Source organism: Leclercia sp. EC_58, assembly GCF_019584355.1.
Classification (GTDB): domain Bacteria; phylum Pseudomonadota; class Gammaproteobacteria; order Enterobacterales; family Enterobacteriaceae; genus Enterobacter.
In genome coordinates this window covers 1,467,581-1,492,911 of sequence record NZ_VDAM01000001.1, presented here as the reverse complement: position 1 = coordinate 1,492,911, position 25,331 = coordinate 1,467,581, and the positions used below count along the sequence as shown (strand labels likewise).

27 protein-coding genes and 1 tRNA gene are annotated in these 25,331 nt (G+C 52.8%); 17 read left to right on the top strand and 11 right to left on the bottom strand.

Going from position 1 to position 25,331, the window contains the following annotated elements; all coding sequences use genetic code 11:
• Positions 1 to 59 precede the first annotated feature (59 nt).
• Entirely contained in the window at positions 60 to 1,037 is a 978-nt protein-coding gene (epmA, locus tag FHC51_RS07325; protein ID WP_103177957.1) for an elongation factor P--(R)-beta-lysine ligase, read from the bottom strand.
• Positions 1,038 to 1,346: 309 nt separating this feature from the next.
• Here epmA and frdA point away from each other — a divergent pair, with 309 nt between their 5' ends.
• From frdA to FHC51_RS07300, 5 genes are all read left to right on the top strand, one after another.
• Positions 1,347 to 3,137 carry a fumarate reductase (quinol) flavoprotein subunit gene (gene frdA / locus FHC51_RS07320; protein WP_220435205.1) on the top strand — a complete coding sequence of 597 codons (1,791 nt, stop codon included), beginning with the start codon at positions 1,347 to 1,349 and terminating at the stop codon, positions 3,135 to 3,137.
• Entirely contained in the window at positions 3,130 to 3,864 is a 735-nt protein-coding gene (locus FHC51_RS07315; protein ID WP_103177955.1) for a succinate dehydrogenase/fumarate reductase iron-sulfur subunit, read from the top strand. The genes frdA and FHC51_RS07315 overlap by 8 nt, the downstream gene beginning before the upstream one ends.
• Before the next feature lie 10 nt (positions 3,865 to 3,874).
• The gene (gene frdC, locus FHC51_RS07310; RefSeq protein WP_103822986.1) at positions 3,875 to 4,270 is read left to right on the top strand and encodes a fumarate reductase subunit FrdC; all 396 of its coding nucleotides are present in this window, start codon (positions 3,875 to 3,877) and stop codon (positions 4,268 to 4,270) included.
• A gap of 10 nt (positions 4,271 to 4,280) precedes the next feature.
• Entirely contained in the window at positions 4,281 to 4,640 is a 360-nt protein-coding gene (frdD, locus tag FHC51_RS07305) for a fumarate reductase subunit FrdD (RefSeq protein ID WP_039028426.1), read from the top strand.
• An 87-nt stretch (positions 4,641 to 4,727) separates the two neighbouring features.
• Positions 4,728 to 5,258 carry a lipocalin family protein gene (locus FHC51_RS07300; protein ID WP_220435204.1) on the top strand — a complete coding sequence of 177 codons (531 nt, stop codon included), beginning with the start codon at positions 4,728 to 4,730 and terminating at the stop codon, positions 5,256 to 5,258.
• Here the strand turns inward: FHC51_RS07300 and sugE are convergent.
• Positions 5,255 to 5,572 (bottom strand): quaternary ammonium compound efflux SMR transporter SugE, encoded by a 318-nt coding sequence (sugE, locus tag FHC51_RS07295; RefSeq protein WP_014882209.1) that lies wholly within the window; start codon positions 5,570 to 5,572, stop codon positions 5,255 to 5,257. The two genes, FHC51_RS07300 and sugE, sit on opposite strands and share 4 nt — an antisense overlap.
• 271 nt (positions 5,573 to 5,843) lie before the next feature.
• Between sugE and FHC51_RS07290 the strand changes: the two genes are divergently transcribed.
• Entirely contained in the window at positions 5,844 to 6,431 is a 588-nt protein-coding gene (locus FHC51_RS07290; protein WP_103822983.1) for a LuxR C-terminal-related transcriptional regulator, read from the top strand.
• A 65-nt stretch (positions 6,432 to 6,496) separates the two neighbouring features.
• On the opposite strand, the gene ecnB is transcribed toward FHC51_RS07290, so the two are convergent.
• The 3 genes from ecnB to efp form a co-directional block, all read right to left on the bottom strand.
• The gene (ecnB, locus tag FHC51_RS07285) at positions 6,497 to 6,643 is read right to left on the bottom strand and encodes a lipoprotein toxin entericidin B (RefSeq protein WP_114316097.1); all 147 of its coding nucleotides are present in this window, start codon (positions 6,641 to 6,643) and stop codon (positions 6,497 to 6,499) included.
• Positions 6,644 to 6,749: 106 nt separating this feature from the next.
• Positions 6,750 to 6,854, bottom strand: a complete 105-nt coding sequence (locus FHC51_RS07280) for an entericidin A/B family lipoprotein (RefSeq protein ID WP_371414038.1) — start codon at positions 6,852 to 6,854, stop codon at positions 6,750 to 6,752.
• 93 nt (positions 6,855 to 6,947) lie between these two features.
• Positions 6,948 to 7,514 (bottom strand): elongation factor P, encoded by a 567-nt coding sequence (gene efp / locus FHC51_RS07275; protein ID WP_103822981.1) that lies wholly within the window; start codon positions 7,512 to 7,514, stop codon positions 6,948 to 6,950.
• Positions 7,515 to 7,554: 40 nt separating this feature from the next.
• On the opposite strand from efp, the gene epmB reads away from it, so the two are divergent.
• The 4 genes from epmB to yjeJ all read left to right on the top strand — a co-directional run bounded on the left by epmB (position 7,555) and on the right by yjeJ (position 13,131).
• Positions 7,555 to 8,583, top strand: a complete 1,029-nt coding sequence (epmB, locus tag FHC51_RS07270) for an EF-P beta-lysylation protein EpmB (protein ID WP_114316099.1) — start codon at positions 7,555 to 7,557, stop codon at positions 8,581 to 8,583.
• Positions 8,584 to 8,844: 261 nt separating this feature from the next.
• Positions 8,845 to 10,131, top strand: coding sequence for an HlyD family secretion protein (locus FHC51_RS07265; protein ID WP_220435203.1), 1,287 nt, complete (start codon positions 8,845 to 8,847; stop codon positions 10,129 to 10,131).
• On the top strand, positions 10,124 to 12,250 hold the full coding sequence (locus tag FHC51_RS07260; RefSeq protein ID WP_220435202.1) for a peptidase domain-containing ABC transporter: 2,127 nt from the start codon (positions 10,124 to 10,126) through the stop codon (positions 12,248 to 12,250). Before FHC51_RS07265 ends, FHC51_RS07260 begins: the two co-directional genes overlap by 8 nt.
• A 23-nt stretch (positions 12,251 to 12,273) precedes the next feature.
• Positions 12,274 to 13,131 carry a YjeJ family protein gene (gene yjeJ, locus FHC51_RS07255; RefSeq protein ID WP_220435201.1) on the top strand — a complete coding sequence of 286 codons (858 nt, stop codon included), beginning with the start codon at positions 12,274 to 12,276 and terminating at the stop codon, positions 13,129 to 13,131.
• Positions 13,132 to 13,216: 85 nt separating this feature from the next.
• Here yjeJ and FHC51_RS07250 read toward each other — a convergent pair whose 3' ends face one another.
• From FHC51_RS07250 to FHC51_RS07240, 3 genes are all read right to left on the bottom strand, one after another.
• Positions 13,217 to 13,570 carry a DUF4156 domain-containing protein gene (locus FHC51_RS07250; protein ID WP_220435200.1) on the bottom strand — a complete coding sequence of 118 codons (354 nt, stop codon included), beginning with the start codon at positions 13,568 to 13,570 and terminating at the stop codon, positions 13,217 to 13,219.
• A gap of 137 nt (positions 13,571 to 13,707) precedes the next feature.
• Entirely contained in the window at positions 13,708 to 15,354 is a 1,647-nt protein-coding gene (groL, locus tag FHC51_RS07245) for a chaperonin GroEL (protein WP_103822975.1), read from the bottom strand.
• A 44-nt stretch (positions 15,355 to 15,398) separates the two neighbouring features.
• The gene (locus tag FHC51_RS07240; protein ID WP_032616151.1) at positions 15,399 to 15,692 is read right to left on the bottom strand and encodes a co-chaperone GroES; all 294 of its coding nucleotides are present in this window, start codon (positions 15,690 to 15,692) and stop codon (positions 15,399 to 15,401) included.
• A 177-nt stretch (positions 15,693 to 15,869) separates the two neighbouring features.
• Here FHC51_RS07240 and yjeH point away from each other — a divergent pair, with 177 nt between their 5' ends.
• Complete coding sequence (gene yjeH / locus FHC51_RS07235; protein ID WP_220435199.1) at positions 15,870 to 17,108, top strand: L-methionine/branched-chain amino acid transporter; 1,239 nt, start codon at positions 15,870 to 15,872, stop codon at positions 17,106 to 17,108.
• Between the two features lie 77 nt (positions 17,109 to 17,185).
• Here the strand turns inward: yjeH and FHC51_RS07230 are convergent, their stop codons facing one another.
• The gene (locus FHC51_RS07230; protein WP_220435198.1) at positions 17,186 to 17,656 is read right to left on the bottom strand and encodes an FxsA family protein; all 471 of its coding nucleotides are present in this window, start codon (positions 17,654 to 17,656) and stop codon (positions 17,186 to 17,188) included.
• A gap of 335 nt (positions 17,657 to 17,991) precedes the next feature.
• Between FHC51_RS07230 and aspA the strand changes: the two genes are divergently transcribed.
• The 5 genes from aspA to FHC51_RS07205 all read left to right on the top strand — a co-directional run bounded on the left by aspA (position 17,992) and on the right by FHC51_RS07205 (position 23,582).
• Positions 17,992 to 19,428 (top strand): aspartate ammonia-lyase, encoded by a 1,437-nt coding sequence (gene aspA / locus FHC51_RS07225; RefSeq protein WP_103822972.1) that lies wholly within the window; start codon positions 17,992 to 17,994, stop codon positions 19,426 to 19,428.
• Between the two features lie 114 nt (positions 19,429 to 19,542).
• Positions 19,543 to 20,844 carry an anaerobic C4-dicarboxylate transporter gene (locus tag FHC51_RS07220; RefSeq protein ID WP_103791334.1) on the top strand — a complete coding sequence of 434 codons (1,302 nt, stop codon included), beginning with the start codon at positions 19,543 to 19,545 and terminating at the stop codon, positions 20,842 to 20,844.
• A gap of 112 nt (positions 20,845 to 20,956) precedes the next feature.
• Positions 20,957 to 21,280: a divalent cation tolerance protein CutA gene (cutA, locus tag FHC51_RS07215; protein WP_103822971.1), complete on the top strand. Its 324-nt coding sequence runs from the start codon at positions 20,957 to 20,959 to the stop codon at positions 21,278 to 21,280.
• Positions 21,256 to 22,959: a protein-disulfide reductase DsbD gene (locus FHC51_RS07210; RefSeq protein WP_220435197.1), complete on the top strand. Its 1,704-nt coding sequence runs from the start codon at positions 21,256 to 21,258 to the stop codon at positions 22,957 to 22,959. Before cutA ends, FHC51_RS07210 begins: the two co-directional genes overlap by 25 nt.
• 47 nt (positions 22,960 to 23,006) lie before the next feature.
• Entirely contained in the window at positions 23,007 to 23,582 is a 576-nt protein-coding gene (locus FHC51_RS07205; protein ID WP_103822969.1) for a transcriptional regulator, read from the top strand.
• Here the strand turns inward: FHC51_RS07205 and FHC51_RS07200 are convergent.
• Together FHC51_RS07200 and FHC51_RS07195 are read right to left on the bottom strand one after the other, a co-directional pair.
• Positions 23,579 to 24,169, bottom strand: coding sequence for a LysE family translocator (locus FHC51_RS07200; protein WP_220435196.1), 591 nt, complete (start codon positions 24,167 to 24,169; stop codon positions 23,579 to 23,581). The two genes, FHC51_RS07205 and FHC51_RS07200, sit on opposite strands and share 4 nt — an antisense overlap.
• 36 nt (positions 24,170 to 24,205) lie before the next feature.
• On the bottom strand, positions 24,206 to 25,048 hold the full coding sequence (locus tag FHC51_RS07195; protein ID WP_220435195.1) for an AraC family transcriptional regulator: 843 nt from the start codon (positions 25,046 to 25,048) through the stop codon (positions 24,206 to 24,208).
• A 172-nt stretch (positions 25,049 to 25,220) separates the two neighbouring features.
• Here FHC51_RS07195 and FHC51_RS07190 point away from each other — a divergent pair.
• Positions 25,221 to 25,296: transfer RNA gene (locus FHC51_RS07190), tRNA-Phe, on the top strand.
• The last annotated feature ends 35 nt before the right edge of the window (positions 25,297 to 25,331 follow it).

Sequence of the window (25,331 nt, the reverse complement as noted above, 5' to 3'; positions counted from 1 at the left end):
ACCCGGCCTACAAAATCCGTAGGCCCGTGCAAGCGCAGCGCCGCCGGGCAAACAAAATCTCAGGCGCGATCAACGGTAAACGCAATCACATCACCCAGTTGCTCGGCGCCCAGCGCCAGCATCACCAGACGATCAACGCCCAGCGCCACGCCTGAGCAGTCCGGCAGGCCCGCTTTTAACGCACCCAGTAAGTTGTGGTCGATAGGCTGTTGCGGCAGGCCGCGTGCGGCACGCTTGCGGTTATCCTGTTCGAAACGCTGTTGCTGCTCCCGGGCATCGGTCAGCTCATGGAAACCATTCGCCAGTTCAATACCTTTAAAGTAAACCTCGAAGCGCTCCGCCACGCGGTGATCTTCCGTGCTGATTTGCGCCAGTGACGCCTGGCTTGCCGGGAAGTGATAGACGAAGGTCGGGCGATCTTTACCAATCTGCGGCTCAACACCAAAGGTAAAGAGCATCTGCAGCAGCGTATCGCGATCTTCTTCAGTATCGGCAATGTTGCTGAGATCCAGTTTTGCTGCCGCTTCACGCAGTTGCGTTTTGTCAGCCGAGAGCGGATCAATCTCCAGATGACGCTGGAAAGCCTGCTGATAAGAGAGCGTTTCGGCTTCCGGGCACTCCAGCACCTGTTGCAGCAGGTCGTCCACCTCGTTCATCAGGCGGTACATGTCATAGTGCGGACGGTACCACTCCAGCATGGTGAATTCCGGGTTGTGATGACGCCCCATCTCTTCATTGCGGAAACTGCGGCACAGTTGGTACACCGGGCCACACCCGGCTGCCAGCAGGCGTTTCATGTGGTATTCCGGGCTGGTCATCAGATAAAGATTCATCCCCTGTGAGTGACCAGGGCCAACAAAACGGGTTTCAAACGGCACCAGATGAATATCCGTGACCGTCGCCTGACTCATGCAGGGCGTTTCCACCTCCAGCACTCCGCGGTCGGCAAAGAAGCGGCGGATCTCCGCCATAATCGCTGCGCGTTTTAACAGATTGGGGATGGATGCGCTCGGCTGCCAGGTGGCCGTTTCGCTCATGAGAATTTCTCCGATTTCAGACAAGGGGACGAAGTCTACTCGCAACCCAGGGCGGAGACAAATTTTGCCCAGTGAATTTTAGGGTTTTCATAACTTCCAATAATTACGTGACGCAATTCATCAATTGCAGTGATAAATGAAGGGAAATAACCGCAAAAAAATCGAACACGTCAAATTTCCCTTCTTTCCCTACGGCTATACTGCGTTACCCATAAAGGAGCAGTGGAATCGCTTTCGCATTCGCCCTCCGGGGCCCTGCACTACCCCAGGGTAGTCGTGATGCGAATATCAAAAATCTGGAGGAATGTCGTGCATACCTTTCAAGCCGATCTTGCCATTATAGGCGCTGGCGGAGCAGGATTACGCGCAGCGATAGCTGCAGCCCAGGCTAATCCGAACGCTAAAATCGCCCTGATTTCAAAAGTATACCCAATGCGTAGCCATACGGTTGCCGCCGAAGGGGGATCCGCCGCCGTCGCGCAGGATCATGACAGCTTTGATTATCACTTCCACGACACGGTGGCCGGCGGCGACTGGCTATGCGAGCAGGATGTCGTTGATTATTTCGTCCATCATTGCCCGACGGAAATGACCCAGCTTGAGCAGTGGGGTTGTCCGTGGAGCCGCCGGGATGACGGCAGCGTCAACGTGCGTCGCTTTGGCGGCATGAAAATTGAGCGTACCTGGTTTGCCGCCGATAAAACGGGCTTCCATATGCTCCACACCCTGTTCCAGACGTCACTCCAGTTTCCCCAGATCCAGCGCTTCGATGAACATTTCGTCCTCGATATTCTGGTCGATGACGGCCAGGCTCGCGGCCTGGTGGCGATGAACATGATGGAAGGTACGCTGGTTCAGATCCGCGCCAATGCTGTGGTGATGGCGACCGGCGGGGCCGGGCGTGTTTACCGTTACAACACCAACGGCGGCATTGTGACCGGCGACGGGATGGGCATGGCGCTACAGCACGGCGTTCCGCTGCGCGATATGGAGTTCGTGCAGTATCACCCAACCGGCCTGCCGGGTTCCGGTATTCTGATGACTGAAGGCTGCCGCGGTGAAGGCGGTATTCTGGTCAATAAGAACGGCTATCGCTATCTGCAGGATTACGGCATGGGCCCGGAAACGCCGCTGGGCGAGCCGAAGAACAAATATATGGAGCTTGGTCCGCGCGATAAAGTGTCCCAGGCTTTCTGGCATGAGTGGCGCAAAGGCAACACCATCCCTACCCCGCGCGGCGATGTGGTCTACCTCGATCTGCGCCACCTGGGTGAGAAAAAGCTGCTGGAACGTCTGCCGTTCATCTGTGAACTGTCCAAAGCCTATGTCGGCGTCGACCCGGTTAAAGATCCGATTCCTGTGCGTCCAACCGCGCACTACACCATGGGCGGTATCGAAACCGATCAGCAGTGTGAAACCCGCATTCAGGGCCTGTTTGCAGTGGGCGAATGCTCCTCCGTTGGCCTGCACGGGGCTAACCGTCTCGGTTCAAACTCGCTGGCGGAACTGGTGGTGTTTGGCCGTCTGGCCGGTGAGCAGGCCGTTGCGCGCGCCGCTGCCGCTGGTGAGGCGAACGACGCCGCGCTCGATGCGCAGGCAGCCGATGTCGAGCAGCGCCTGAAAAATCTGGTGAATCAGGAAGGCAGCGAAAACTGGGCGAAGATCCGCGATGAGATGGGGCTCTCTATGGAAGAGGGCTGCGGTATTTACCGTACGCCGGAGTTGATGCAGAAAACCATCGATAAGCTGGCTGAGTTGCAGGAGCGCTTCAAACGCGTGCGGGTGACGGATACCTCCAGCGTCTTCAACACCGATCTGCTCTACACCATTGAGCTGGGCCACGGGCTGAATGTTGCCGAATGTATGGCGCACTCCGCCATGGCGCGTAAAGAGTCGCGCGGCGCGCATCAGCGTCTGGACGAAGGCTGCACCGAGCGTGACGACGTGAACTTCCTCAAGCACACCCTCGCTTATCGCGATGCGGACGGCACGACCCGTCTGGACTACAGCGACGTGAAAATCACCACGCTGCCACCAGCGAAACGCGTTTACGGTGCAGAAGCGGAAGCAGCCGATAAGAAGGAGACGGCGAATGGCTGAGATGCAAACCCTGAAAGTCGAAGTGGTGCGTTATAACCCGGAAGTGGATAGCGCCCCGCACAGTGCTTTCTATGAAGTGCCTTACGATGAACAGACCTCCCTGCTGGATGCGCTGGGTTATATCAAAGACAATCTGGCGCCGGACCTGAGCTACCGCTGGTCCTGCCGTATGGCCATTTGCGGCTCCTGCGGCATGATGGTCAACAAGGTGCCTAAGCTGGCCTGTAAAACCTTCCTGCGTGAATACCCGAAGGGCATGAAAGTCGAAGCTCTGGGGAACTTCCCGATTGAGCGCGATCTGGTGGTCGACATGACCCACTTTATCGAAAGCCTGGAAGCCATTAAGCCATACATCATTGGTAACCCGCGCACACCGGATCAAGGGCCTAACAAACAGACCCCGGCGCAGATGGCCAAATACCATCAGTTCTCCGGCTGTATCAACTGCGGTCTGTGCTATGCCGCCTGCCCGCAGTTTGGCCTGAATCCTGAGTTTATCGGGCCAGCAGCCATTACCCTGGCGCACCGCTACAACGAAGACAGCCGCGATCACGGTAAGAAAGAACGTATGACGCAGCTGAACGGCCAGAACGGCGTATGGACCTGTACCTTTGTCGGCTACTGCTCGGAAGTCTGTCCGAAGCATGTCGATCCGGCCGCCGCGATCCAACAGGGCAAGGTGGAAAGTTCGAAAGACTTTCTTATCGCCACCCTGAAACCACGCTAAGGAGTGCATGATGACGACTAAACGCAAAGCATATGTACGGCCGATGCCGTCCACCTGGTGGAAAAATCTGCCGTTTTATCGCTTCTATATGCTGCGTGAAGGCACAGCAGTACCGGCGGTGTGGTTCAGCATTGAGTTGATGTACGGCCTGTTTGCTCTTAAACACGGTCCGGAAACCTGGGCCGGTTTCGTCGGGTTCCTGCAGAATCCGATTGTGGTGATCCTGAATATCATCGTGCTGGCGGCGGCGCTGTTGCATACCAAAACCTGGTTTGAGCTGGCGCCAAAAGCGGCAAATATTATCGTGAAAAACGAAAAACTTGGGCCAGAGCCAGTCATTAAGGGACTCTGGGTGGTGACTGCGGTGGTAACCGTGGTGATTCTTGGCGTAGCCCTGTTCTGGTAAGGAGACCACTGTGATTAATCCAAATCCAAAACGCTCTGATGAACCCGTCTTCTGGGGTCTTTTTGGGGCAGGCGGCATGTGGTGCGCCATTATCGCGCCGGTCATTATTCTGCTGGTGGGCATTATGCTGCCGCTGGGGCTCTATCCTGGCGATGCGCTGAGCTACGAGCGGGTGCTGGCCTTTGCCCACAGCTTTATTGGTCGGGTATTCATCTTCCTGATGATTGTTCTGCCGCTGTGGTGCGGTTTGCACCGTATCCATCACGCCATGCATGACCTGAAGATCCACGTGCCTAACGGTAAATGGGTGTTCTACGGTCTGGCGGCTATTCTGAGCGTCGTCACGCTGGTTGCCGTGGTCTTTATGTGATCTCTCCCCCGCTCTCCCGCCTGCCGGTGGGAGAGCAAAATTCCTGACAGGTTCTACACTTAACAAAAATCCTGTAAGGATATTCTTATGCGCATCCTGCCTGTCATCGCCGCAGTTACCGTTGCGTTTCTGGTTGTTGCCTGTAGCTCCCCTACCCCACCCCGGGGCGTGACGGTTGTTCGTCCTTTTGAAGTCCAGCGATTCCTTGGTACCTGGCATGAAATTGCCCGCTTTGACCACCGTTTTGAACGTGGACTGGAAAAAGTGACGGCGAATTACAGCCTGATGCAAGACGGGGGCATCCAGGTGATCAACCGGGGCTACAATCCTGCACGCGGCATGTGGCAGAAGGTGACGGGCAAGGCGTACTTTACCGGCGCGTCTGATACCGCAGCGCTGAAAGTCTCCTTCATAGGTCCTTTTTATGGCGGCTATAACGTGATTGCGCTGGATAAAGATTACCGGCATGCGCTGGTGTGCGGGCCAGATCGCGACTATCTGTGGATCCTCTCCCGCACACCGACGATTTCAGATGAGATGAAACAAGCGTTACTGGATTCCGCAACGCGTCAGGGATTTGATGTCAGTAAGCTTATCTGGGTTGAGCAGACCCATTAATGGGTGCTGAGCTTCAGCCCGATAATACCGGCAACAATCAATGCGAGACTGGCAATACGCGCCAGGCTCGCAGACTCGCCCAGCAGTAAAATCCCAGTAATGGCCGCCCCTACCGCACCGATCCCCGTCCATACGGCATAAGCCGTTCCCACAGGCAGCGAACGCATCGCCCAGGAGAGCAGCACGATGCTCACAATCATGGCGGAGACGGTAATCACGCTGGGGGTGAGACGCGTAAAGCCGTGGGTATATTTCAGGCCGATGGCCCATACGACTTCGAGTAAACCGGCAATAAAAAGGATGATCCAGGACATTTCAGGCTCCTTAACTTAAATAACAGTCTGGGGCCGTCCCCGATGAAAGAAACGCTTACAGGTCGTCCTGTAAGGGATAAGAATTTCCTATTGTGAAGAGCTTGAATTCTTTTTTCAACTCGTTTGTTTTATTCAATAGTTGAGACATTAAAGCCAGGAAATAGACGCAATTCGCAGCGAAATTCAGTCATTTATTACTCATCCGACTTCTTTATGATGGGGCACTTCCTGATAGCAGGAAGCGACTATACTTTGCCGATTGCGAAATAAAATGTTCAAAATTCTCTTGATTGACCGGTGTCATTATACCCGTAAGGGCCTGGAAATGTGGATCAATCATTCAGGGCTATTTCCTTCACCCGTGCTGGTGACGGGCCTTAACAATCTCTTTCTTGCCAGAGAGCATATCCTGCAGTGGAAGCCGACGCTGGTTATCGCCGATTTTCAAGGGTTTACGTCAGACATTCAGCATATCCAGCAGCTCTCTTCGGTGATAAACGCCAGTAAAACTGTGCCTTTCATTTCGCTTCATTCCGATGAACACCCTGAAATGTCAGCCTTTATGGATACCTTTCCTTTGTGGGCGTCGTTGTCTAAAACGGCCCCGCTGGACGTACTGGCCCAGACGATTAACGCCGCATTAGCCGCACAGGAAGTCAGTGGGCCAGGGCCTGCCGCGACGCCATTATTGACGCGCCAGGAGGAGAAGGTGTTGATGTTGTGGATGGATGGCGCCAGCAACCACATCATTGCCAGCAAACTGAGGATTCATGGAAAAACGGTTTATACCTACAAGCGCAATATTCGCATGAAGTTGCACATGGATACCCGGTACTCGCCGTTTCTGTCACTGCCCTGAGCGGTAAACTGAGGGTACGGCGATTCGATATTCAGCACCGTACCGCCCAAAATTACGCCTGTGCTTTAGTTCTGTGCTTTAGTTGCCGCACCAGAAATCGCGTTGCCGCCAGAGGAGATATCCTCACCGACGCCGCGAGTGGTATTACAGGCGGTTAATACAGATGAAAGCACCAGGACAGAAAAGATCGCTACACATGTTTTCTTAAGCATAATGTCTTCCTTTTTTAGGCAAAGTTATTTTGTACAGCTACATAAGCATAGCCAGGATCCCGGCGAGTGACGGAAAAGGAAGAATTTTTAGGAAAAGTAGAAAGTATCAGGAGGCGGCGTGCGAAATAGCATTACCCAGGCTTCTGATATCTTCCCCGACACCACGAGCGGTGTTGCAGCCGGAAAGCAGAGCGCTGACAATCATTGTCATCAGGATAATTTTGAGTGTACGCGACATCTTCCATGACCCTTCTTTAGAATGGTAAGGCGCAGCAGACCGCTGCGCCCTGCATCCCGGAATGAATTACTTCACGCGAGAAACGTATTCACCAGAGCGAGTGTCAACTTTGATCACTTCGCCAGTCTGGACGAACAGTGGAACTTTAACCACAGCGCCGGTAGACAGCTTAGCTGGCTTGCCGCCGGTACCTGCGGTGTCACCCTTCAGACCTGGATCGGTTTCAACGATTTCCAGCTCAACGAAGTTTGGTGGGGTCACAGCGATAGGCTGGCCGTTCCACAGGGTCACGATGCACTCCGCCTGATCCAGCAGCCATTTAGCGCTGTCACCGACAGCTTTCTCATCAGCAGAGAGCTGTTCGAAAGTAGAGTTGTTCATGAAGTGATAGAATTCACCGTCGTTGTACAGGTAGGTGAGGTTCATATCAACAACGTCTGCACCTTCAGCAGAGTCGGTGGATTTGAAGGTTTTCTCGATACGGGTACCGGTCAGCAGGCGGCGCAGCTTAACGCGTGCGAATGCCTGGCCTTTACCTGGTTTCACGAATTCACTGGCTTCAACCGCGTACGGTTCGCCATCCATCATGATTTTAAGACCGGCACGAAAATCGTTGCTATAGTAAGTCGCCATAAGGCCCTCTGAAATTGTTAACTGGTAGCTAAGCCACAAAATGGCGCATATTGTAACCCTAAACACCCCATCCAGAGAAGATTGGTTATTGCAACTTGCCGATGTAATCACCAGTCCTGATGAACTGCTACGTCTTTTAAATGTAGACGCTGACGAAAAACTCCTTGCCGGACGGGAAGCGAAGCGCCTGTTTGCGCTGCGTGTTCCCCGCGCTTTTGTTGCACGCATGGAAAAAGGCAACCCTGACGATCCGCTCTTAAAACAGGTGCTTACTGCGCAGGATGAGTTTATCACCGCCCCCGGTTTTAGCACCGATCCCCTTGAAGAGCAGAACAGCGTGGTGCCCGGTTTGCTGCACAAGTACCGTAATCGCGCACTGTTGCTGGTTAAGGGCGGTTGCGCGGTAAATTGCCGGTACTGTTTCCGTCGCCACTTCCCCTATGCCGATAACCAGGGGAACAAGCGTAACTGGCAGACGGCGCTTGATTACATCGCCTCTCATCCGGAACTGGATGAGATCATCTTCTCCGGCGGCGACCCTTTGATGGCGAAGGATCACGAGCTGGACTGGTTAATTACACAACTGGAAGCGATCCCGCACATTAAACGGCTACGCATTCATAGTCGTTTACCGATTGTTATCCCGGCACGTATTACCGATGAGCTGACTCACCGGCTGGGGCGTTCTTCACTCCAGATCCTGTTAGTGAACCATATCAACCATGCCAACGAGATTGACGATGCGTTTCGGGATGCCATGTCGAGGTTGCGTCGGGCAGGCGTGACATTACTCAATCAAAGCGTTCTGCTGCGTGGCGTGAATAACAGTGCTGCGACGTTAGCCGATCTGAGTAATGCTCTGTTTGATGCCGGGGTGATGCCCTATTACATCCATGTGCTGGATAAAGTGCAGGGTGCTGCGCACTTTATGGTCGATGATGAGGAAGCGCGCGCCATAATGCGTGAATTGCTTACCCTGGTGTCAGGTTATATGGTGCCTAAACTGGCGCGTGAGATTGGCGGTGAACCGAGCAAGACGCCGCTGGATCTGGGATTAAAGCAGCATTAATTAAATTGCCTGTTTCACAGGAAGCAGGCAATTTCGATTTTAATTTTTGAGCTATGCCCGTTGTAATATAGATAAATATTAATGTTAGTAGATTAGTTAAATATAAATACTACGAATAATTCTTGTTATTATAACAGAAAATACAGAAGATTATCTGTATGTTTTCTTATAAACTATTGTATTCAATTTCACTTTACTTTTGTTTAACATCATGCAGAATCCTCTGCCGGGACCGTCCACGCTAATAACAAGTGAAAATACATGGGAAATAGTTTGTATCGCAAGGAAGCGATTGAATATAAGAAAAATCACTGGAAAGGAAAAGCATTATTGTTGGCAGGAATGCCTGCATGGCTTATAAGCCTGCTGGCCTTTGCATTTTTAGTCATACTGATCTCAACGCTCACTTTTTGCAGCTATACCCAGCGTATTGACGTCCGCGGAGAAGTGATTACGCATCCTCACTCAATAAACGTTTACGCTCCCCAACAAGGATTTGTCGTTAAAAAGCATGTGGAAGCCGGAGACATTGTCGTTAAAGGCACACCGCTTTACGAACTGGATGTTTCACGTACGACGGTTATTGGCAATGTAACCGATGCGATGAATGCCGCCATCTCAGAAAAAATCCTTAATGCCGAAGAGATTATCAATAAGACCTTAATTAATAAAAAAGAGACGCTCGAAGCCCTTGATACCCAGGTTAAGCAATATGAGAGCTCGCTCAAAGAGACGAAAGTGATGCTTGCCAACGCTAGCACAGGCCTGAAAAAGATGAAGGATAACCTGTCCAGCTATGACTCCTATCTTAAGCAAGGGCTGATTACCAAAGATCAATATAATTACCAGCACTCTCTCTATTTCCAGCAACAGGGTACCTATCAGTCCCTTATTAGCCAGAAAATGCATCTCGAATCGCAACTCACTCAATTAAAAAGTGATATTGTGATTAAAGCTGCCGATTTTGATAATCAGATCTCCAGTCAAAAAAACCAGATAAATGATTTCAAAAATCAAGCCGTGGAATCAAACGCCAACGGTAATGCGGTTATCAAAGCCACAGCAGCAGGCAAGATTGAATCCGTAGCCGTAACGGTGGGTCAGATGGTTGATAAAGGCAGCAGCCTTGCACAAATTAAACCCACCGGAAATATCGAGTATTATTTAATACTCTGGTTGCCTAATAACAGTATCCCCTACGTCAAACCCGGGGATACGGTTAATATTCGCTATGACGCATTTCCTTCCGATAAGTTTGGTCAGTTTCCGGGAGAAATTATGTCTATCTCCTCTGTACCCGCTTCTCGGCAGGAAATGGCTGAGTACACTAACGTTACAACAGGGGCCAATCAACAGGAGTTCGCGCTTTATAAAGCAATAGTAAAAATAAAACATACGAGCTTCATCTACAACGGAAAGAAACTTGAATTGTCCAATGGCTTAAAAGCACAGGCGATTGTTTTCCTTGAAGAGCGTCCGCTTTACATGTGGATGTTTACTCCATTTTATAAAATTGCCCAGAGCGTAAGTGGACCAATCAATGACTAAGGCCCTATTTAAAACGATTACAGAACAGCTGAACTTTTCTTTGCGAAATAAAACCCCCGTTATTTTGCAGGCAGAAGCGTCAGAATGCGGTATCGCATGCCTGGCAATGGTAGCCGGTTTTTATGGCCTGAATATCGATTTGTTTAATTTTCGCCAGCGCTTCGGCAGCCCGAGCCAGGGCACGACGCTGCTATCCTTAAGCCACACAGCGGAACGTGCAGGTCTGAAAAACCGTGCGCTTTCCCTCGATCTGGATGAAATTCGGCAACTGAAGTTACCCTGTATTCTCCACTGGGGAATGAATCACTTTGTCGTTTTGACGCAAGTAAAAAAATCGAGTTTCGTTGTTCACGATCCCGCGCTGGGCAAACGCGTCATCGGCATGCAGGAGATGTCCAACTATTTCACCGGCGTGGCCCTCGAACTGTGGCCCGATCACTCTTTCCGGCAAGAAAAAGCGAAAACGCAATTACGCTTGCTGGATTTGATGAGAAATATTGTTGGTCTCAAAAGCACCTTACTTAAGCTGTTTGCCTTTTCTGTAGTTATTGAAGCTATCGGTCTTTTATTACCAGTCGGTACACAACTGGTTACCGACCATGTGATTATGGCGCATGACCAGAGCTTATTATCCGTCATTTGTATTGGACTGGTATCCTTTACGTTATTTCGTACCTTCATTAGCATGTTGCGCGCGTGGACGTCGCTCACGCTAAACACCTTAACCAATATCCAGTGGAAAACGACGCTGTTTGATCACCTTACCAGCCTGCCGCTCTCATTTTTTGAAAAGCGGCATTTGGGGGATATCCAGTCTCGATTCTCCTCGCTGGATGTGATTCGTTCGACCTTTACGAACAGTATCGTCACCGGGGTTATTGATTCAATCATGACTATCGGGCTGCTCATCATGCTGACGCTATATGGTGGCTGGTTGGTATGGGTGGTGGTAGGTTTTACAGCCTGCTATGCCATTATGCGTTTAGGCACTTATCGTTTTTATCGCCGTGTTTCTGAAGAACAGGTCATTAAAGGGGCGCGTTCAAGTTCCCATTTCATGGAATCCCTGTACGGCATCTCTACAATCAAAGCGCTTAATTTAAGAGAGAGACGCTCTAAATACTGGCTTAATATCAACGTCGATGCCTGTAACGCTGGCATTAAGCAGACCCGGTTTGACATGATGTTTAGCGGCATTAATACGTTCATATCGACCATCGATCAGGTGGTCATTTTATGGCTGGGCGCATTGATGGTCATCGATAATAATATGACCCTCGGTATGTTTATGGCGTTTAACGCCTATCGCGGCCAATTCTCTCAGCGAGCCTCAAGCCTCGTCGATCTCTTTATGCAGGTTCGCATGTTATCTTTGCATAACGAGCGACTGTCAGAAATTGCCTTTAGCGAGCCGGAAGCGGAGATGCCCACCCGCCGCGTATTTGAAGAAAACACAGGCGTGAAACTTGAGATTAAAAATCTCAGCTATCAGTACGATCCTTTTTCACAACCTATATTTTCCCAGTTGGATCTCACCATCTCCCCCGGGGAGTCAGTCGCTTTAGTGGGCCCATCAGGTGTAGGCAAAACGACTTTACTGAAAGTTATGTGCGGTCTTCTTGCGCCGACAACGGGTGATGTCCTGGCTAACAATCTCGATATTAACAAGATTGGCCTGAATAACTATCGCCTGAGTACATCCTGCGTGTTGCAGGAGGATCGCCTGTTTTCTGGCTCTATAGCTGAAAACATCAGCTGCTTTGAAGACAATGCAGATCAAGCTTTTATTGAGCAATGCGCCCGTAACAGCAACATTCACAATGAAATCATGAAAATGCCGATGGGCTATGAAACGATAATCGGTGAGTTAGGATTAGGAATTTCTGGTGGGCAGAAGCAACGCATACTGATTGCCCGGGCGCTTTACCGCAAGCCAAGTATCTTATTTATGGATGAGGCGACAAGTCACCTCGACCTTGATAATGAATCATACATTAACCAGGCGATCTCGAATCTAAGCATTACACGCGTGATTGTTGCACATCGTCCTTCAACGATTGCCTCTGCAGATCGGGTTATCGATTTATCTACCCATAAAACGACCTTCCAGTCCGTTTAATCACTCAAAGGGAAAACGCCAAAATGGAAATCAAAGGCATAAATACTGTACCAATCAAACAGGGTGAACGCCTGTCCGTTATGACCTTAAAGGTAAGGGATAACACTGACAACGAGCATATACTCTTCATGCAAATGTCTACCCTCGTTGATTTCCTTATCATTCTTAATAACCGTATGTATAAGGTTTCTCAGCGCATAAAAGAACGAGGGGAGAGTTACAAAGCAGGGTTGATGACTACTATTGAATCGTTGACTAAAAATATCCCTCAAATTACTGCGCAAGAGGTTATGCAACCCGATACCGGCAAACTGGTCATGTCTATGGCACCCAAATTTGCCGATGAAGGATTCACGCTGATTATGTCACTCAATAACCAGCATGTTGTTACTCTCGATATTGGGGACTTAGAGGCTGAATTTATTATGATGGCGATCGTCAAAGCGATTGAAGCCTCTAATGATAAAGAAGCGTTCCAGATGATGGGATCGATTCTGGATTTCATTCTGCTTTATAACGTTGACTTAGCGAATGTCGATAATTTGCGCTATCTCGAGATTAAGCACGAGCCGTGGAAAGAGAGCCTTTTTGCGCATCATCTGGCGGTCTTGTATTGCTTTAATACCGAAAACGGAAAGAAAATTCTTGCCGGCACGGTAATTAAATCTAATGCTCAGCCGAACACGCCGGAAGCTGACAATATTATTCAGCGAGTGGCCTTTTTAACCCCGTCGATTAAAGAGATTCAGGGGAAATATACCCTGTGTCAGACCTTTAGCAGAATTATTCCATCACAGCCTGAAAAAACCCTGGCGAAAGTAAACTGCCTTAAAGCGCTTCAGAACTTCTGTCTTGAGACGCAGGGAACACTGTCTCAGTAAGTTGCGTCGGGCTGAAAAACAGGTTCCATTAACGGCTTGTACGGATTATCCCTCTCCCGATGGAGAGGGATAATCCGACGTTGAATCAGTTCGGGCACTTATAAACCTGGCCCTGCATTTCGCTGGCGGTCGGGACAAAACTCGACAGCAAGCCCTGGGTTGGGCTGCTCACGCCATAAATCACGTTCCCGCCCATCTCCGCTGCATGATTACGCAGAGCGTTTGCCGCGCCGCGCATTGAACCGCCCTCTTCGCCATGCTGCCCAGAAAGCCAGTTACTTTGTTTACCGGTTGCGGTACCGATCAGCTGACATTCACTGCCCGGCTTATCTTCTACAAAGCGAACGCTCTGCCCACCAGAAGAGAGTTCGTTACCGGAACTACACCCCGCCAGCAGCAACGCTGCCGCTACGATCCCTGCACCCACTTTAACGCGCATGTTATTCCTCGTTTTCAATAAGCTGGGCACGTGCTGCCCGTGTCTAAACCTTATACCTAAAAGATAACCAAAAGAAAAACCCCCGATCATTTCTGACCGGGGGTTTATTCATTTCTGCGAGGTGCAGAACAACATGATTACATCATGCCGCCCATACCACCCATGCCGCCCATACCACCAGCAGCACCTAAATCAGGCGCATCGCCTTTTGGCAGGTCAGTGACCATGCACTCGGTGGTGATCATCAGGCCAGCAACAGAGGCCGCGTACTGCAGAGCAGAACGGGTCACTTTAGTTGGGTCCAGGATACCGAAGTCGATCATGTTGCCGTACTCTTCGGTAGCGGCGTTGTAACCGTAGTTACCTTCGCCCGCTTTCACCATGTTCGCCACAACAGACGGCTCTTCACCGGCGTTGGAAACGATCTGACGCAGTGGTGCTTCCATTGCGCGCAGCGCAACTTTGATACCCACGTTCTGATCTTCGTTCTGAGCGGTCAGGCCAGCCAGTTTCGCTGCAACGCGAACCAGAGCAACACCACCACCGGCAACCACGCCTTCTTCTACCGCAGCACGGGTCGCGTGCAGGGCATCGTCAACGCGGGCTTTCTTCTCTTTCATCTCAACTTCGGTAGCGGCACCGACTTTGATAACGGCTACGCCGCCTGCCAGTTTAGCAACGCGCTCCTGCAGTTTTTCACGGTCGTAGTCAGAGGTCGCTTCTTCGATCTGCTTACGGATCTGAGCAACACGGCCCTGGATGGCATCTTCTTCACCCACGCCATCGATGATGGTGGTGGTGTCTTTGTTGATAACAACGCGTTTCGCCTGACCCAGGTCTTCCAGCGTCGCTTTTTCCAGCTCCATACCGATCTCTTCAGAGATGACGGTACCGCCAGTCAGGGTTGCGATATCCTGCAGCATCGCTTTACGACGATCGCCGAAGCCAGGTGCTTTAACCGCAGCCACTTTCACGATGCCACGCATGGTGTTGACCACCAGGGTCGCCAGCGCTTCGCCTTCAACGTCTTCAGCGATGATAACCAGCGGCTTGCCTGCTTTCGCAACGGCTTCCAGCACTGGCAGCATTTCGCGGATGTTGGAGATTTTCTTGTCAGCCAGCAGGATGAACGGGCTTTCCAGCTCAACAGCGCCAGTTTCTGGCTTGTTGATGAAGTATGGTGACAAGTAACCGCGGTCGAACTGCATACCTTCAACCACGTCCAGTTCGTCTTCCAGACCGGTACCGTCTTCAACGGTGATCACGCCTTCTTTACCGACTTTATCCATCGCTTCAGCGATCAGTTTACCTACGGTTTCGTCGGAGTTAGCGGAGATCGTACCAACCTGAGCAATAGCTTTAGAGTCAGAGCACGGTACGGACAGCGCTTTCAGTTCTTCAACAGCGGACGCGACAGCTTTGTCGATACCACGTTTCAGATCCATCGGGTTCATACCCGCAGCAACGGCTTTCAGACCTTCAGTGATGATAGCCTGCGCCAGTACAGTTGCGGTGGTGGTGCCGTCGCCTGCAGCGTCGTTCGCTTTAGAGGCAACTTCTTTCACCATCTGGGCACCCATGTTTTCGAACTTGTCTTCCAGCTCGATCTCACGCGCTACGGAAACACCATCTTTGGTGATGGTTGGCGCGCCGAAGGATTTATCCAGAACCACGTTACGGCCTTTCGGGCCCAAGGTCACTTTAACTGCGTCTGCCAGTACGTTTACGCCGCGCAGCATTTTCACACGAGCGTCGTTACCGAATTTTACGTCTTTAGCTGCCATTTTAATCTTTCCCTTAAATTCGTATGTTCAGTGTCGTTCGCGGATTACGCTTCAACAATTGCCAGAATGTCGCTTTCGGACATGATCAGCACTTCTTCATTGTCGATCTTCTCGGATTTCACACCGTAGCCATCGTTGAAAATGACGATGTCACCAACTTTAACGTCCAGCGGCTGCACATTTCCGTTTTCCAGAATGCGACCTTTACCGACAGCGATGATTTCGCCACGCGTTGATTTTGCTGCTGCAGAACCGGTCAGAACGATGCCGCCCGCAGATTTGGTTTCAACTTCTTTACGTTTGACGATCACACGATCATGTAACGGACGAATACTCATTGATAGCTCTCCTTTGAGAAAGTCATTATCAGTTATGGGTGACGCCGGGCCGTAAGCGGTTTTCCGGCTAGTGCCCTGAGAGATGGGGATGGGGTTTTACCCCTTCAAGGGGTAGTCGAAAAAAAATTTGTGAAAGTGTTACCATCGCCTCCCTTTTGATGGCGGCAGGACAATGGAATGAGTGGACTCAAACAGGAGCTGGGACTCGCGCAGGGTGTTGGCTTACTTTCAACCTCTTTATTAGGTACGGGGGTGTTTGCCGTACCGGCGCTGGCGGCCCTGGTGGCGGGTGATAACAGTCTGTGGGCCTGGCCGGTGCTTATTGTACTGGTCTTCCCGGTAGCGATTGTATTTGCCCTTCTCGGGCGACACTTCCCGAGCGCCGGTGGCGTGGCGCACTTTGTCGGTATGGCATTTGGCCCGCGTCTGGAGCGCGTCACCGGCTGGCTGTTTCTCTCTGTTATCCCCGTGGGTTTGCCTGCCGCCTTGCATATTGCGACGGGGTTTGGCCAGGCGCTGTTTGGCTGGCATGACGCGCAGCTCTTGCTGGCTGAACTGGGTACGTTGGCCATCGTCTGGTGGGTCGGTTCACGCGGCGCCAGTTCCAGCGCCAATCTGCAAACCCTGGTGGCGGTGCTGATTGTGGCGCTGATTGCCGCTATCTGGTGGGCAGGAGATCTTCAGGTGACACAGATCCCCTTTCCTGCCTTAACCGATCTCGATCATTCGCAGCTTTTCGCCGCCCTTTCCGTTATGTTCTGGTGTTTTGTCGGACTTGAAGCCTTTGCGCATCTGGCCTCCGAGTTTAAACAGCCGGAACGTGATTTCCCGCGGGCGCTGATGATAGGGCTGCTGCTGGCAGGTACGGTCTACTGGGCCTGTACGGTGCTGGTGCTTCATTTCACTGCCTATGGTGCCGATATGGCTGCGGCGGCCTCACTTCCCGCCATCGTGGTCCAGCTATTTGGCGTGAAAGCGCTGTGGGTTGCCTGCGTGATCGGTTACCTCGCCTGCTTCGCCAGCCTGAATATCTACATCCAGAGCTTTGCCCGGCTGGTGTGGTCCCAGGCGCTGTACAAACCCGAAAGCCCCCTCGCCCGCCTGTCCAGACGCCAGCTACCGCTCAACGCCCTGAACGCGGTGCTGGGCTGCTGTGTGATAAGCACGCTGGCAATCTACTGGCTGGATATCAACCTCGACGCGCTTATCGTCTATGCCAACGGCATATTCATCATGATCTATCTGTTATGCATGCTGGCGGGATGTCGCCTGCTGAAAGGACGCTATAAAGCGCTGGCGATAATCGGTGGGATACTCTGCTTACTGCTGCTGGCGATGGTGGGATGGAAGAGTCTCTACGCCATTGTGATGCTGGTGGGGTTGTGGGTCTTTTTACCGAAGCGGAGCGTTGTGTAAACGCCGGATGGCGCTTCGCTTATCCGGCCTACGGTTTCGTAGGCCCGTGCAAGCGCAGCGCCGCCGGGCAACTGACATCAACGGTCGTCTTTATGATCCAGACGGTCGCGCTGGTCATCCTTGCGCTGGTACTCCCCGTCAAAGGTCTCCCCACCGCCCGTTCCGGCGCTGAATCCACCACCCGGCATGCGGTTAAAACGCAGATGCGGCATCAGCTTCAGCGTCAGGAGCTTTTGCACTGGCGGAACGAGCAGCAACAGGCCAAGGAAGTCGGTGAAAAAGCCGGGAATAATCAGCAGGATCCCACCAATAATCAGCGATACGCTTTTGACCATCTCCGCTGCCGGACTCTCCCCGGCGGCCATCTTCTGCTGCATTAACAGGAAATTTTTGAAACCCTGGTTGCGCACCAGTGACATGCCAATCACCGATGTAAAAATGACCAGAATCAGGGTCAGCAGGACGCCAAACACGTGGGCGACCTGAATAAAAATAGAAATCTCTATATAAACATAAAGAAAGATTGCAACTAACGGTATCCAGCGCACTGGCTTCTCCTGTGTGGCAGACGCCGTTATGGCCCCTGTCGGTAACAATTTGCGATTCGCGTCTGTCAGAAATGGAGGCGTTTAGTCAAAATTCAATCGGTTTGCACGGATATTTTTTCTGGAAATATTAAAGCGGTGATTCATTTCACAGATTGATAAATATCATGTCGCCGGGTCCATAATAAGTGATCCAGGTTACGGCAATTCGCTATCATCAGCATATCATTCCAGGTATCTGGTCGATTCAGGGGATAATCGTCGGTCAGAAAATAGACATAACCACATATGTACTGTGTGTTTAGTACATCAATCGGCAGCTTGAAAAGAAGGTTCACATGTTAAACAACATTCGTATCGAAGAAGATTTGTTGGGTACCAGGGAAGTTCCAGCGGATGCCTATTATGGTATTCACACTCTGAGAGCGATTGAAAACTTCTACATCAGCAACAGCAAAATCAGCGACATCCCTGAGTTTGTGCGTGGCATGGTGATGGTGAAGAAAGCGGCAGCTATGGCAAACAAAGAGCTGCAAACCATTCCAAAAAGCATCGCCAATACCATCATCGCCGCCTGCGATGAAGTGCTGAACAACGGCAAGTGCATGGATCAATTCCCGGTAGACGTCTATCAGGGCGGCGCGGGCACGTCAGTGAACATGAATACCAATGAGGTACTGGCAAACATCGGCCTCGAGCTGATGGGCCACCAGAAAGGTGAGTACCAGTACCTGAACCCGAACGATCACGTCAATAAATGCCAGTCTACCAACGACGCCTATCCGACCGGTTTCCGTATCGCCGTATACGCTTCCATCGTGAAGCTGGTTGATGCCATTAACCAGCTGGGCGAAGGTTTCCAGAACAAGGCCGTCGAATTCCAGGACATCCTGAAAATGGGTCGTACCCAGCTGCAGGATGCAGTGCCAATGACTCTCGGTCAGGAGTTCCACGCATTTAACGTGCTGCTGAATGAAGAGACCAAAAACCTGATGCGCACCTCTGAGCTGCTGCTTGAGGTGAACCTGGGTGCAACGGCGATTGGTACGCGTCTGAATACCCCGGACGGCTATCAGCAGCTGGCGGTGCAGAAGCTGGCCGAAGTCTCCAACCTGGCGGTGGTGCCAGCAGAAGACCTGATTGAAGCCACCTCCGACTGCGGCGCCTATGTGATGGTGCACAGTGCGCTGAAACGCCTGGCGGTGAAACTCTCCAAGATCTGTAATGACCTGCGCCTGCTCTCTTCCGGGCCACGTGCCGGTCTGAACGAAATCAACCTGCCGGAATTGCAGGCGGGCTCCTCCATCATGCCAGCCAAAGTGAACCCGGTGGTGCCAGAGGTGGTTAACCAGGTGTGCTTCAAGGTCATCGGCAACGACATTACCGTTACCATGGCTTCCGAGGCGGGTCAGCTGCAACTGAACGTGATGGAACCCGTGATTGGCCAGGCGATGTTTGAATCCATTCATATCCTGACCAACGCCTGCTACAACCTGCTGGAAAAATGCATCAACGGCATCACCGCCAACAAAGCAGTATGTGAAAGCTACGTCTATAACTCCATCGGGATCGTCACTTACCTCAACCCGTTCATCGGTCATCACAACGGCGACATCGTCGGTAAGATCTGTGCGGAAACCGGTAAGAGCGTACGAGAGGTCGTACTTGAGCGTGGCTTGCTGACAGAAGCCGAGCTGGATGATATCTTCTCCGCGCAAAACTTAATGCACCCGGCCTATAAAGCAAAAAGATATACGGATGAAAGTGAACAATAACAGTTCAGGTTAAACTTCATGAAGGCACGTCAATTGACGTGCCTTTTTTGTTTTTAGGCGTTACCAAAACACAACAATTTAATATCAACTTGTTAATAAGCAAGGTAGGAACTTATGTTTGGAGCAGAACTCGTCATCGTCCTGTTGGCGATATACTTAGGCGCAAGACTCGGGGGGATCGGCATCGGTTTCGCCGGAGGTCTCGGCGTGCTTGTCCTCACTCTCTTTCTCCAGATTAAACCAGGTGCTATCCCGTTTGACGTTATTGAAATCATCATGGCGGTTATCGCCGCTATCGCAGCCATGCAGGTTGCAGGCGGTATGGACTATCTGGTGAGTCTGGCGGAGCGTATGCTGCGCCGTCATCCAAAATACATTACCTTCCTTGCTCCGCTGGTTACCTGGTTTATGACCATTCTGGCCGGTACCGGCCATACCGCATTCTCCACCCTGCCGGTGATCACCGAAGTGGCGAAAGAGCAGGGCATCCGCCCCTCCCGTCCGCTCTCTATCGCCGTTGTCGCATCGCAGATTGCCATCACCGCCTCGCCCATCTCGGCGGCAGTGGTGTTCTTTGCCGGTATCCTTGAGCCGCTGGGCGTGAGCTACCTGACGCTGCTGGCGATCTGTATTCCGGTGACCCTGATTGCCGTGATGATCACCGCGGTGTTCTGTAACTTCCTCGGTGCCGAGCTGAAAGACGATCCGGTCTATCAGGAGCGTCTGGCAAAAGGCGAAGTGAAGCTGCGCGGCAGCCAGGCGTTTATCCTGAAGCCACACGCTAAACGCTCCGTACTGCTGTTCCTGATCGGCATTGTCGCGGTGATGTTCTACGCCACTGCCATCAGCGATACCGTTGGGTTGATCAAGAACCCGGTCCTGCCGCGTAACGAAGCGATCGTGGTGTTTATGCTGACCATCGCCACGCTGATTAGCATTACCTGTAAAATCGACACCAGCGAAGTGCTCAACGCCAGCACCTTCAAATCCGGTATGAGCGCCTGCGTGTGTGTGCTGGGCGTGGCCTGGCTGGGCGATACCTTTGTAAAAGCGCACATCACCGATATCCAGACCGTGGCGGGCGACCTGCTGCATAACTATCCGTGGTTGCTGGCGGTGGTGCTGTTCTTTGCCGCGACCCTGCTCTACTCTCAGGCAGCCACCACCAAGGCGCTGATGCCTGCGGCACTGATGCTGGGCGTCTCACCACTCACCGCCATTGCCTCTTTTGCTGCCGTCTCCGCGCTGTTTGTGCTACCAACCTATCCGACCCTGCTGGCCGCGGTCGAGATGGATGACACCGGTTCTACCCGTATTGGTAAATATGTGTTTAACCACGCCTTCCTGATCCCGGGTGTGATCGCCATTACCCTGTGCGTGATCCTCGGCTTCATCATCGGCGGGATTGTGCTGTAAATCCTTTTTGGTTGTAAAAAGAGTTAAAGTCGGGCCGCTTAGCGGCCCGATTCATTAATGAGCAGCGTCCCGTCGTGGTATAGTGATTTTTTTGCGATAACGAGGTCGACCTGTGAACACGCCTGACACTGTTGTTGTACTCTGTACCGCCCCCGATGAAGCTACCGCTCAGGATTTGGCTGCCAAAGTCCTGGCAGATAAGCTCGCCGCCTGCGTGACCATCCTCCCCGGCGCCACCTCCCTTTACTACTGGGAAGGCAAACTGGAACAGGAGTATGAAGTGCAGATGCTGCTCAAATCGAGCGTGGCGAAACAGCAAGCGCTCCTCGACTGCCTCAAATTGCATCACCCTTACCAGACTCCGGAGCTGCTGGTGCTGCCAGTGCTCCACGGCGATAACGACTATCTCTCATGGCTCAACGCTTCCTTACGCTAATCCTGCTGCTGTGCAGCACATCCGTCTTTGCCGGGTTGTTTGATGCACCCGGCCGCTCGAACTTCACCCCTGCCGATCAGGCTTTCATCTTCGATTTTCAGCAAAACCAGCATGAACTAAATCTCAACTGGAATGTGAAGGAGGGCTATTACCTCTATCGCAAGCAGATCAGCATCACGCCCGCTCAGGCGCAGGTCGGCAAACTCCAGCTGCCTGCGGGCGTCGCCCACGAAGATGAATTCTACGGCAAAAGCGAAATCTACCGGGGCCAGCTGTCAGTTCCCGTGACGGTGGATCAGGCCGCTAAAGGCGCCACCCTGACGGTCACTTATCAGGGCTGTGCCGACGCCGGGCTATGCTATCCGCCAGAGACGAAAGTGGTGCCGCTGAGCGAAGTTAAAGCGGCTGCTGCACCTCTTCCCGTCTCTCCTGAGAAGAGGGAAACGGCCCCAGAAAAAACCGGCAGTGAACTGCCCTTCTCCGCCCTCTGGGCCTTGCTGATCGGCATTGGCATCGCCTTTACGCCGTGTGTGCTGCCCATGTACCCGCTCATCTCCGGCATCGTGCTCGGCGGTAAGCAGCGCCTCTCTACCGCCCGCGCGCTGTTGCTGGCGTTTGTCTATGTGCAGGGGATGGCGCTCACCTATACCGCTCTCGGTCTGATCGTCGCGGCGGCTGGGCTGCAGTTTCAGGCGGCGCTCCAGCATCCATGGGTGCTGATCGGACTGTCGAACATCTTTGTCCTTCTGGCGCTGTCGATGTTTGGTCTCTTCAGCCTGCAGTTGCCTTCCTCCCTGCAAACCCGCTTAACGCTGATGAGCAACCGTCAGCAGGGCGGCTCCGTGGGGGGCGTGTTTGCCATGGGCGCTATCGCCGGGCTGATCTGCTCGCCCTGCACCACAGCGCCACTCAGCGCGATCCTGCTCTACATCGCCCAGAGCGGCAATATGTGGCTCGGCGGTGGCACGCTCTATCTCTATGCCCTGGGAATGGGTCTGCCGCTGATTCTGGTGACGGTGTTCGGTAACCGTCTGCTGCCGAAAAGCGGCCCGTGGATGGAGACGGTCAAAACCGCGTTTGGCTTTGTCATCCTGGCGCTGCCGGTCTTCCTGCTCGAGCGCGTGCTCGGTGATGTCTGGGGCCTGCGTCTGTGGGCGATGCTGGGCGTGACCTTCTTTAGCTGGGCCTTTATCAGCAGCCTCAGTGCCCGCAAGCCGTGGATCCGCATTGTGCAAATTCTGCTGCTGGCCGCCGCGCTGGTCAGCGTGCGTCCGCTACAGGACTGGGCATTTGGCGCACCGGCCGCGCAAAGCCAGGCCCACCTGAATTTTATGCCGGTTAAGAACGTCGATGACTTACATCGCGCGCTGGCTCAGGCGCAAGGTAAACCGGTGATGCTCGACCTCTACGCCGACTGGTGCGTCGCCTGCAAGGAGTTTGAAAAATACACTTTCAGCGACCCACAGGTGCAAAATGCTCTGAACGATACCGTTCTTTTGCAGGCTAACGTCACAGCAAACGGTCCAGAGGACAAAGCCCTGCTGAAGGCGCTGAATGTACTCGGTCTGCCCACCATCCTGTTTTTCAACGCTCAGGGTGAAGAGCAGCCTGCTCAACGGGTAACGGGCTTTATGAATGCCGCCGCGTTCAGTGCGCATTTGCGCAATCGCCAACCGTAAACGACACTTTAAGCGGGAAAGTACGAAAGTAGACGGAGGAATAAACCGTGCAACGTGAAGATGTTCTGGGCGCAACCCTGCAGTTGCTTGAAATACAAGGGATAGCCAGCACCTCGCTGGAGATGGTTGCTGAACGTGTTAATTATCCTCTGGATGAACTACGTCGTTTCTGGCCCGATAAAGAGGCGCTGCTGTACGATGCCCTGCGCTACCTGAGCCAGCAGGTGGATACCTGGCGCAGGCAACTGATGCTTAACACCGAGCTCTCGGCGGAGCAAAAACTCATGGCGCGCTATTCCGCGCTCACCGAATGCGTGCGTAATCACCGCTATCCGGGCTGCCTGTTTATTGCCGCCTGCACCTTTTACCCGGATCCCGACCATCCGATCCATCAACTGGCCGATCAGCAAAAACGCGCCTCTCATGACTTTACGCATGAATTGCTGACCACCCTTGAAGTGGACGACCCGGCGATGGTGGCGAAGCAGATGGATCTGATCATAGAAGGCTGTCTTAGCCGGATGCTGGTGAATCGAAGCCAGGCCGATGTCGATACTGCCCAGCGGCTGGCGGAAGATATTCTGCATTTCGCGCAATGTCGTAAAGGTGGGGCGCTGACTTAAGCCAGCATCCCCGCCCAGGCGGAAATGAAGAGACAGAGCGCCATCAGGCGCTGAAAACGCACCATGGCGGCAGGGGTGCGAAACAGCCTGTTTACCGCCTGCCCCAGCCATGCCCAGCCCAGCAGGCAGGCCACCGAAATCAGTAAAAACCAGAGCGCCATCAGCGCGATCTCCCGCAATGCCCCCTCTCCCGCCGGTGCAAACAGGCTGACAACCGCCAGCGCCATCATCCAGGTTTTGGGATTGATAATCTGCAATAGCGCCGCGGCACGCGCGGTGAAGCGGGTATAGTTATCCCCGGATAAATTGGCCGCAGGCGCGCAAAAAAGCTGCCAGCTCATCCAGCTTAACCACAATACCCCGGCCCAGCTCATTACCTGGCGCACCAGCGGATACTGCCGCAGCATCTCGCCCGCTCCGGCTCCCGAAATCAGCACAATGGCGCTGGCTGCCGCGCAGGCACTCACCAGCGCAGGCAGGGTCGCCTTCACGCCGTAATGCTGGCTGTTGGTCAGAATCAGGATATTGGTGGGGCCTGGGGTTATCGAGGCGACAAAAGCAAACAACAGAAACGGCAACATATTCACAGGTAGCTCCTTTTTATAAGAGCCCTGACATTGCCGTTATTTTCTGGAAACGTCTGGAAGGTTTGTGCACAACCTCCGGTAGTGGGCTGGCGTAATGCGATAGGCGCGCTGGAACCAGCGCCCGAGATGGCTTTGATCGGCAAAGCCCAGCGCTGCCGCTACATCGACGGGCTGATCCCCGCGGGCCAGAAACTGCCGCGCTTTTGCCAGCCGCAGCTGAATCAGCCAGGCATGGGGAGCAAGATGAAACTCACGCTTAAAGCAGCGGGTAAGCGTGAAGCGATCGGTGCCCGTCTCCCGGGCCAGATCGGAGAGGCCAATATTGTCGCCCAGGTGGGCATAGAGATAGTCCCGCGCCCGGTGCGCCACCGCCGCGCTCTGCAACTGTGAGGGCAATTTTCTGCGCCAGTGGCAATGGGAGGTCAGTTGAGAGAGCAGATTATCCATCGTGCTTTGCTGGACGATCTTCATCTCGTCAGTGTGCAGCGTCGCAAAGGTGTCGCCAATGGTCCGTACCAGCTGCGGTTCGCGGGTCAGGGTCTGCGTGAAATGCAGCGAATAGCTGCCGGGTGTCGAGTCATACAGGCCATGCAGGGTCTGGGCCAACCAGCGCTCATCAAGATAGAACGTCAGATAGGTGAAGCCGCCCGCAACAGGGGCATCACCGTCGTGGATCTCACCCGGCTCAAGCAGAAACGCATCACCCGGATGGCTACGATGACGTTCACGACGGCAATGAAACTGCTGGGTACCGCTGAGGGTGATGCCAACCAAATAACTGTCGTGCCAGTGAGGATCAAAGGCATGCCCTTCAAAGTGCGCCTTGATCGTTTCTATTCCCGTATCTGCATGCTGTCGCAGCTCAAGCCAGTCTTTCACCGTCGCGCCCCCTTTTTGGCTGTCAGCATTGCCCGAGATGACCTTTCTGTCTGGAAGATTTGTGCAAAATCGACGCGTAAACCGACAGATTGCCGCAAACTTAAGCAGTTGAACAGCGATTCCCGAAATAAGGTTGACGATTGTACGTGATTACGGTTTAATGCGCCTCGTTGCCCGGATAGCTCAGTCGGTAGAGCAGGGGATTGAAAATCCCCGTGTCCTTGGTTCGATTCCGAGTCCGGGCACCACTATTTAAAGAACCCGCCCAAAAGGCGGGTTTTTG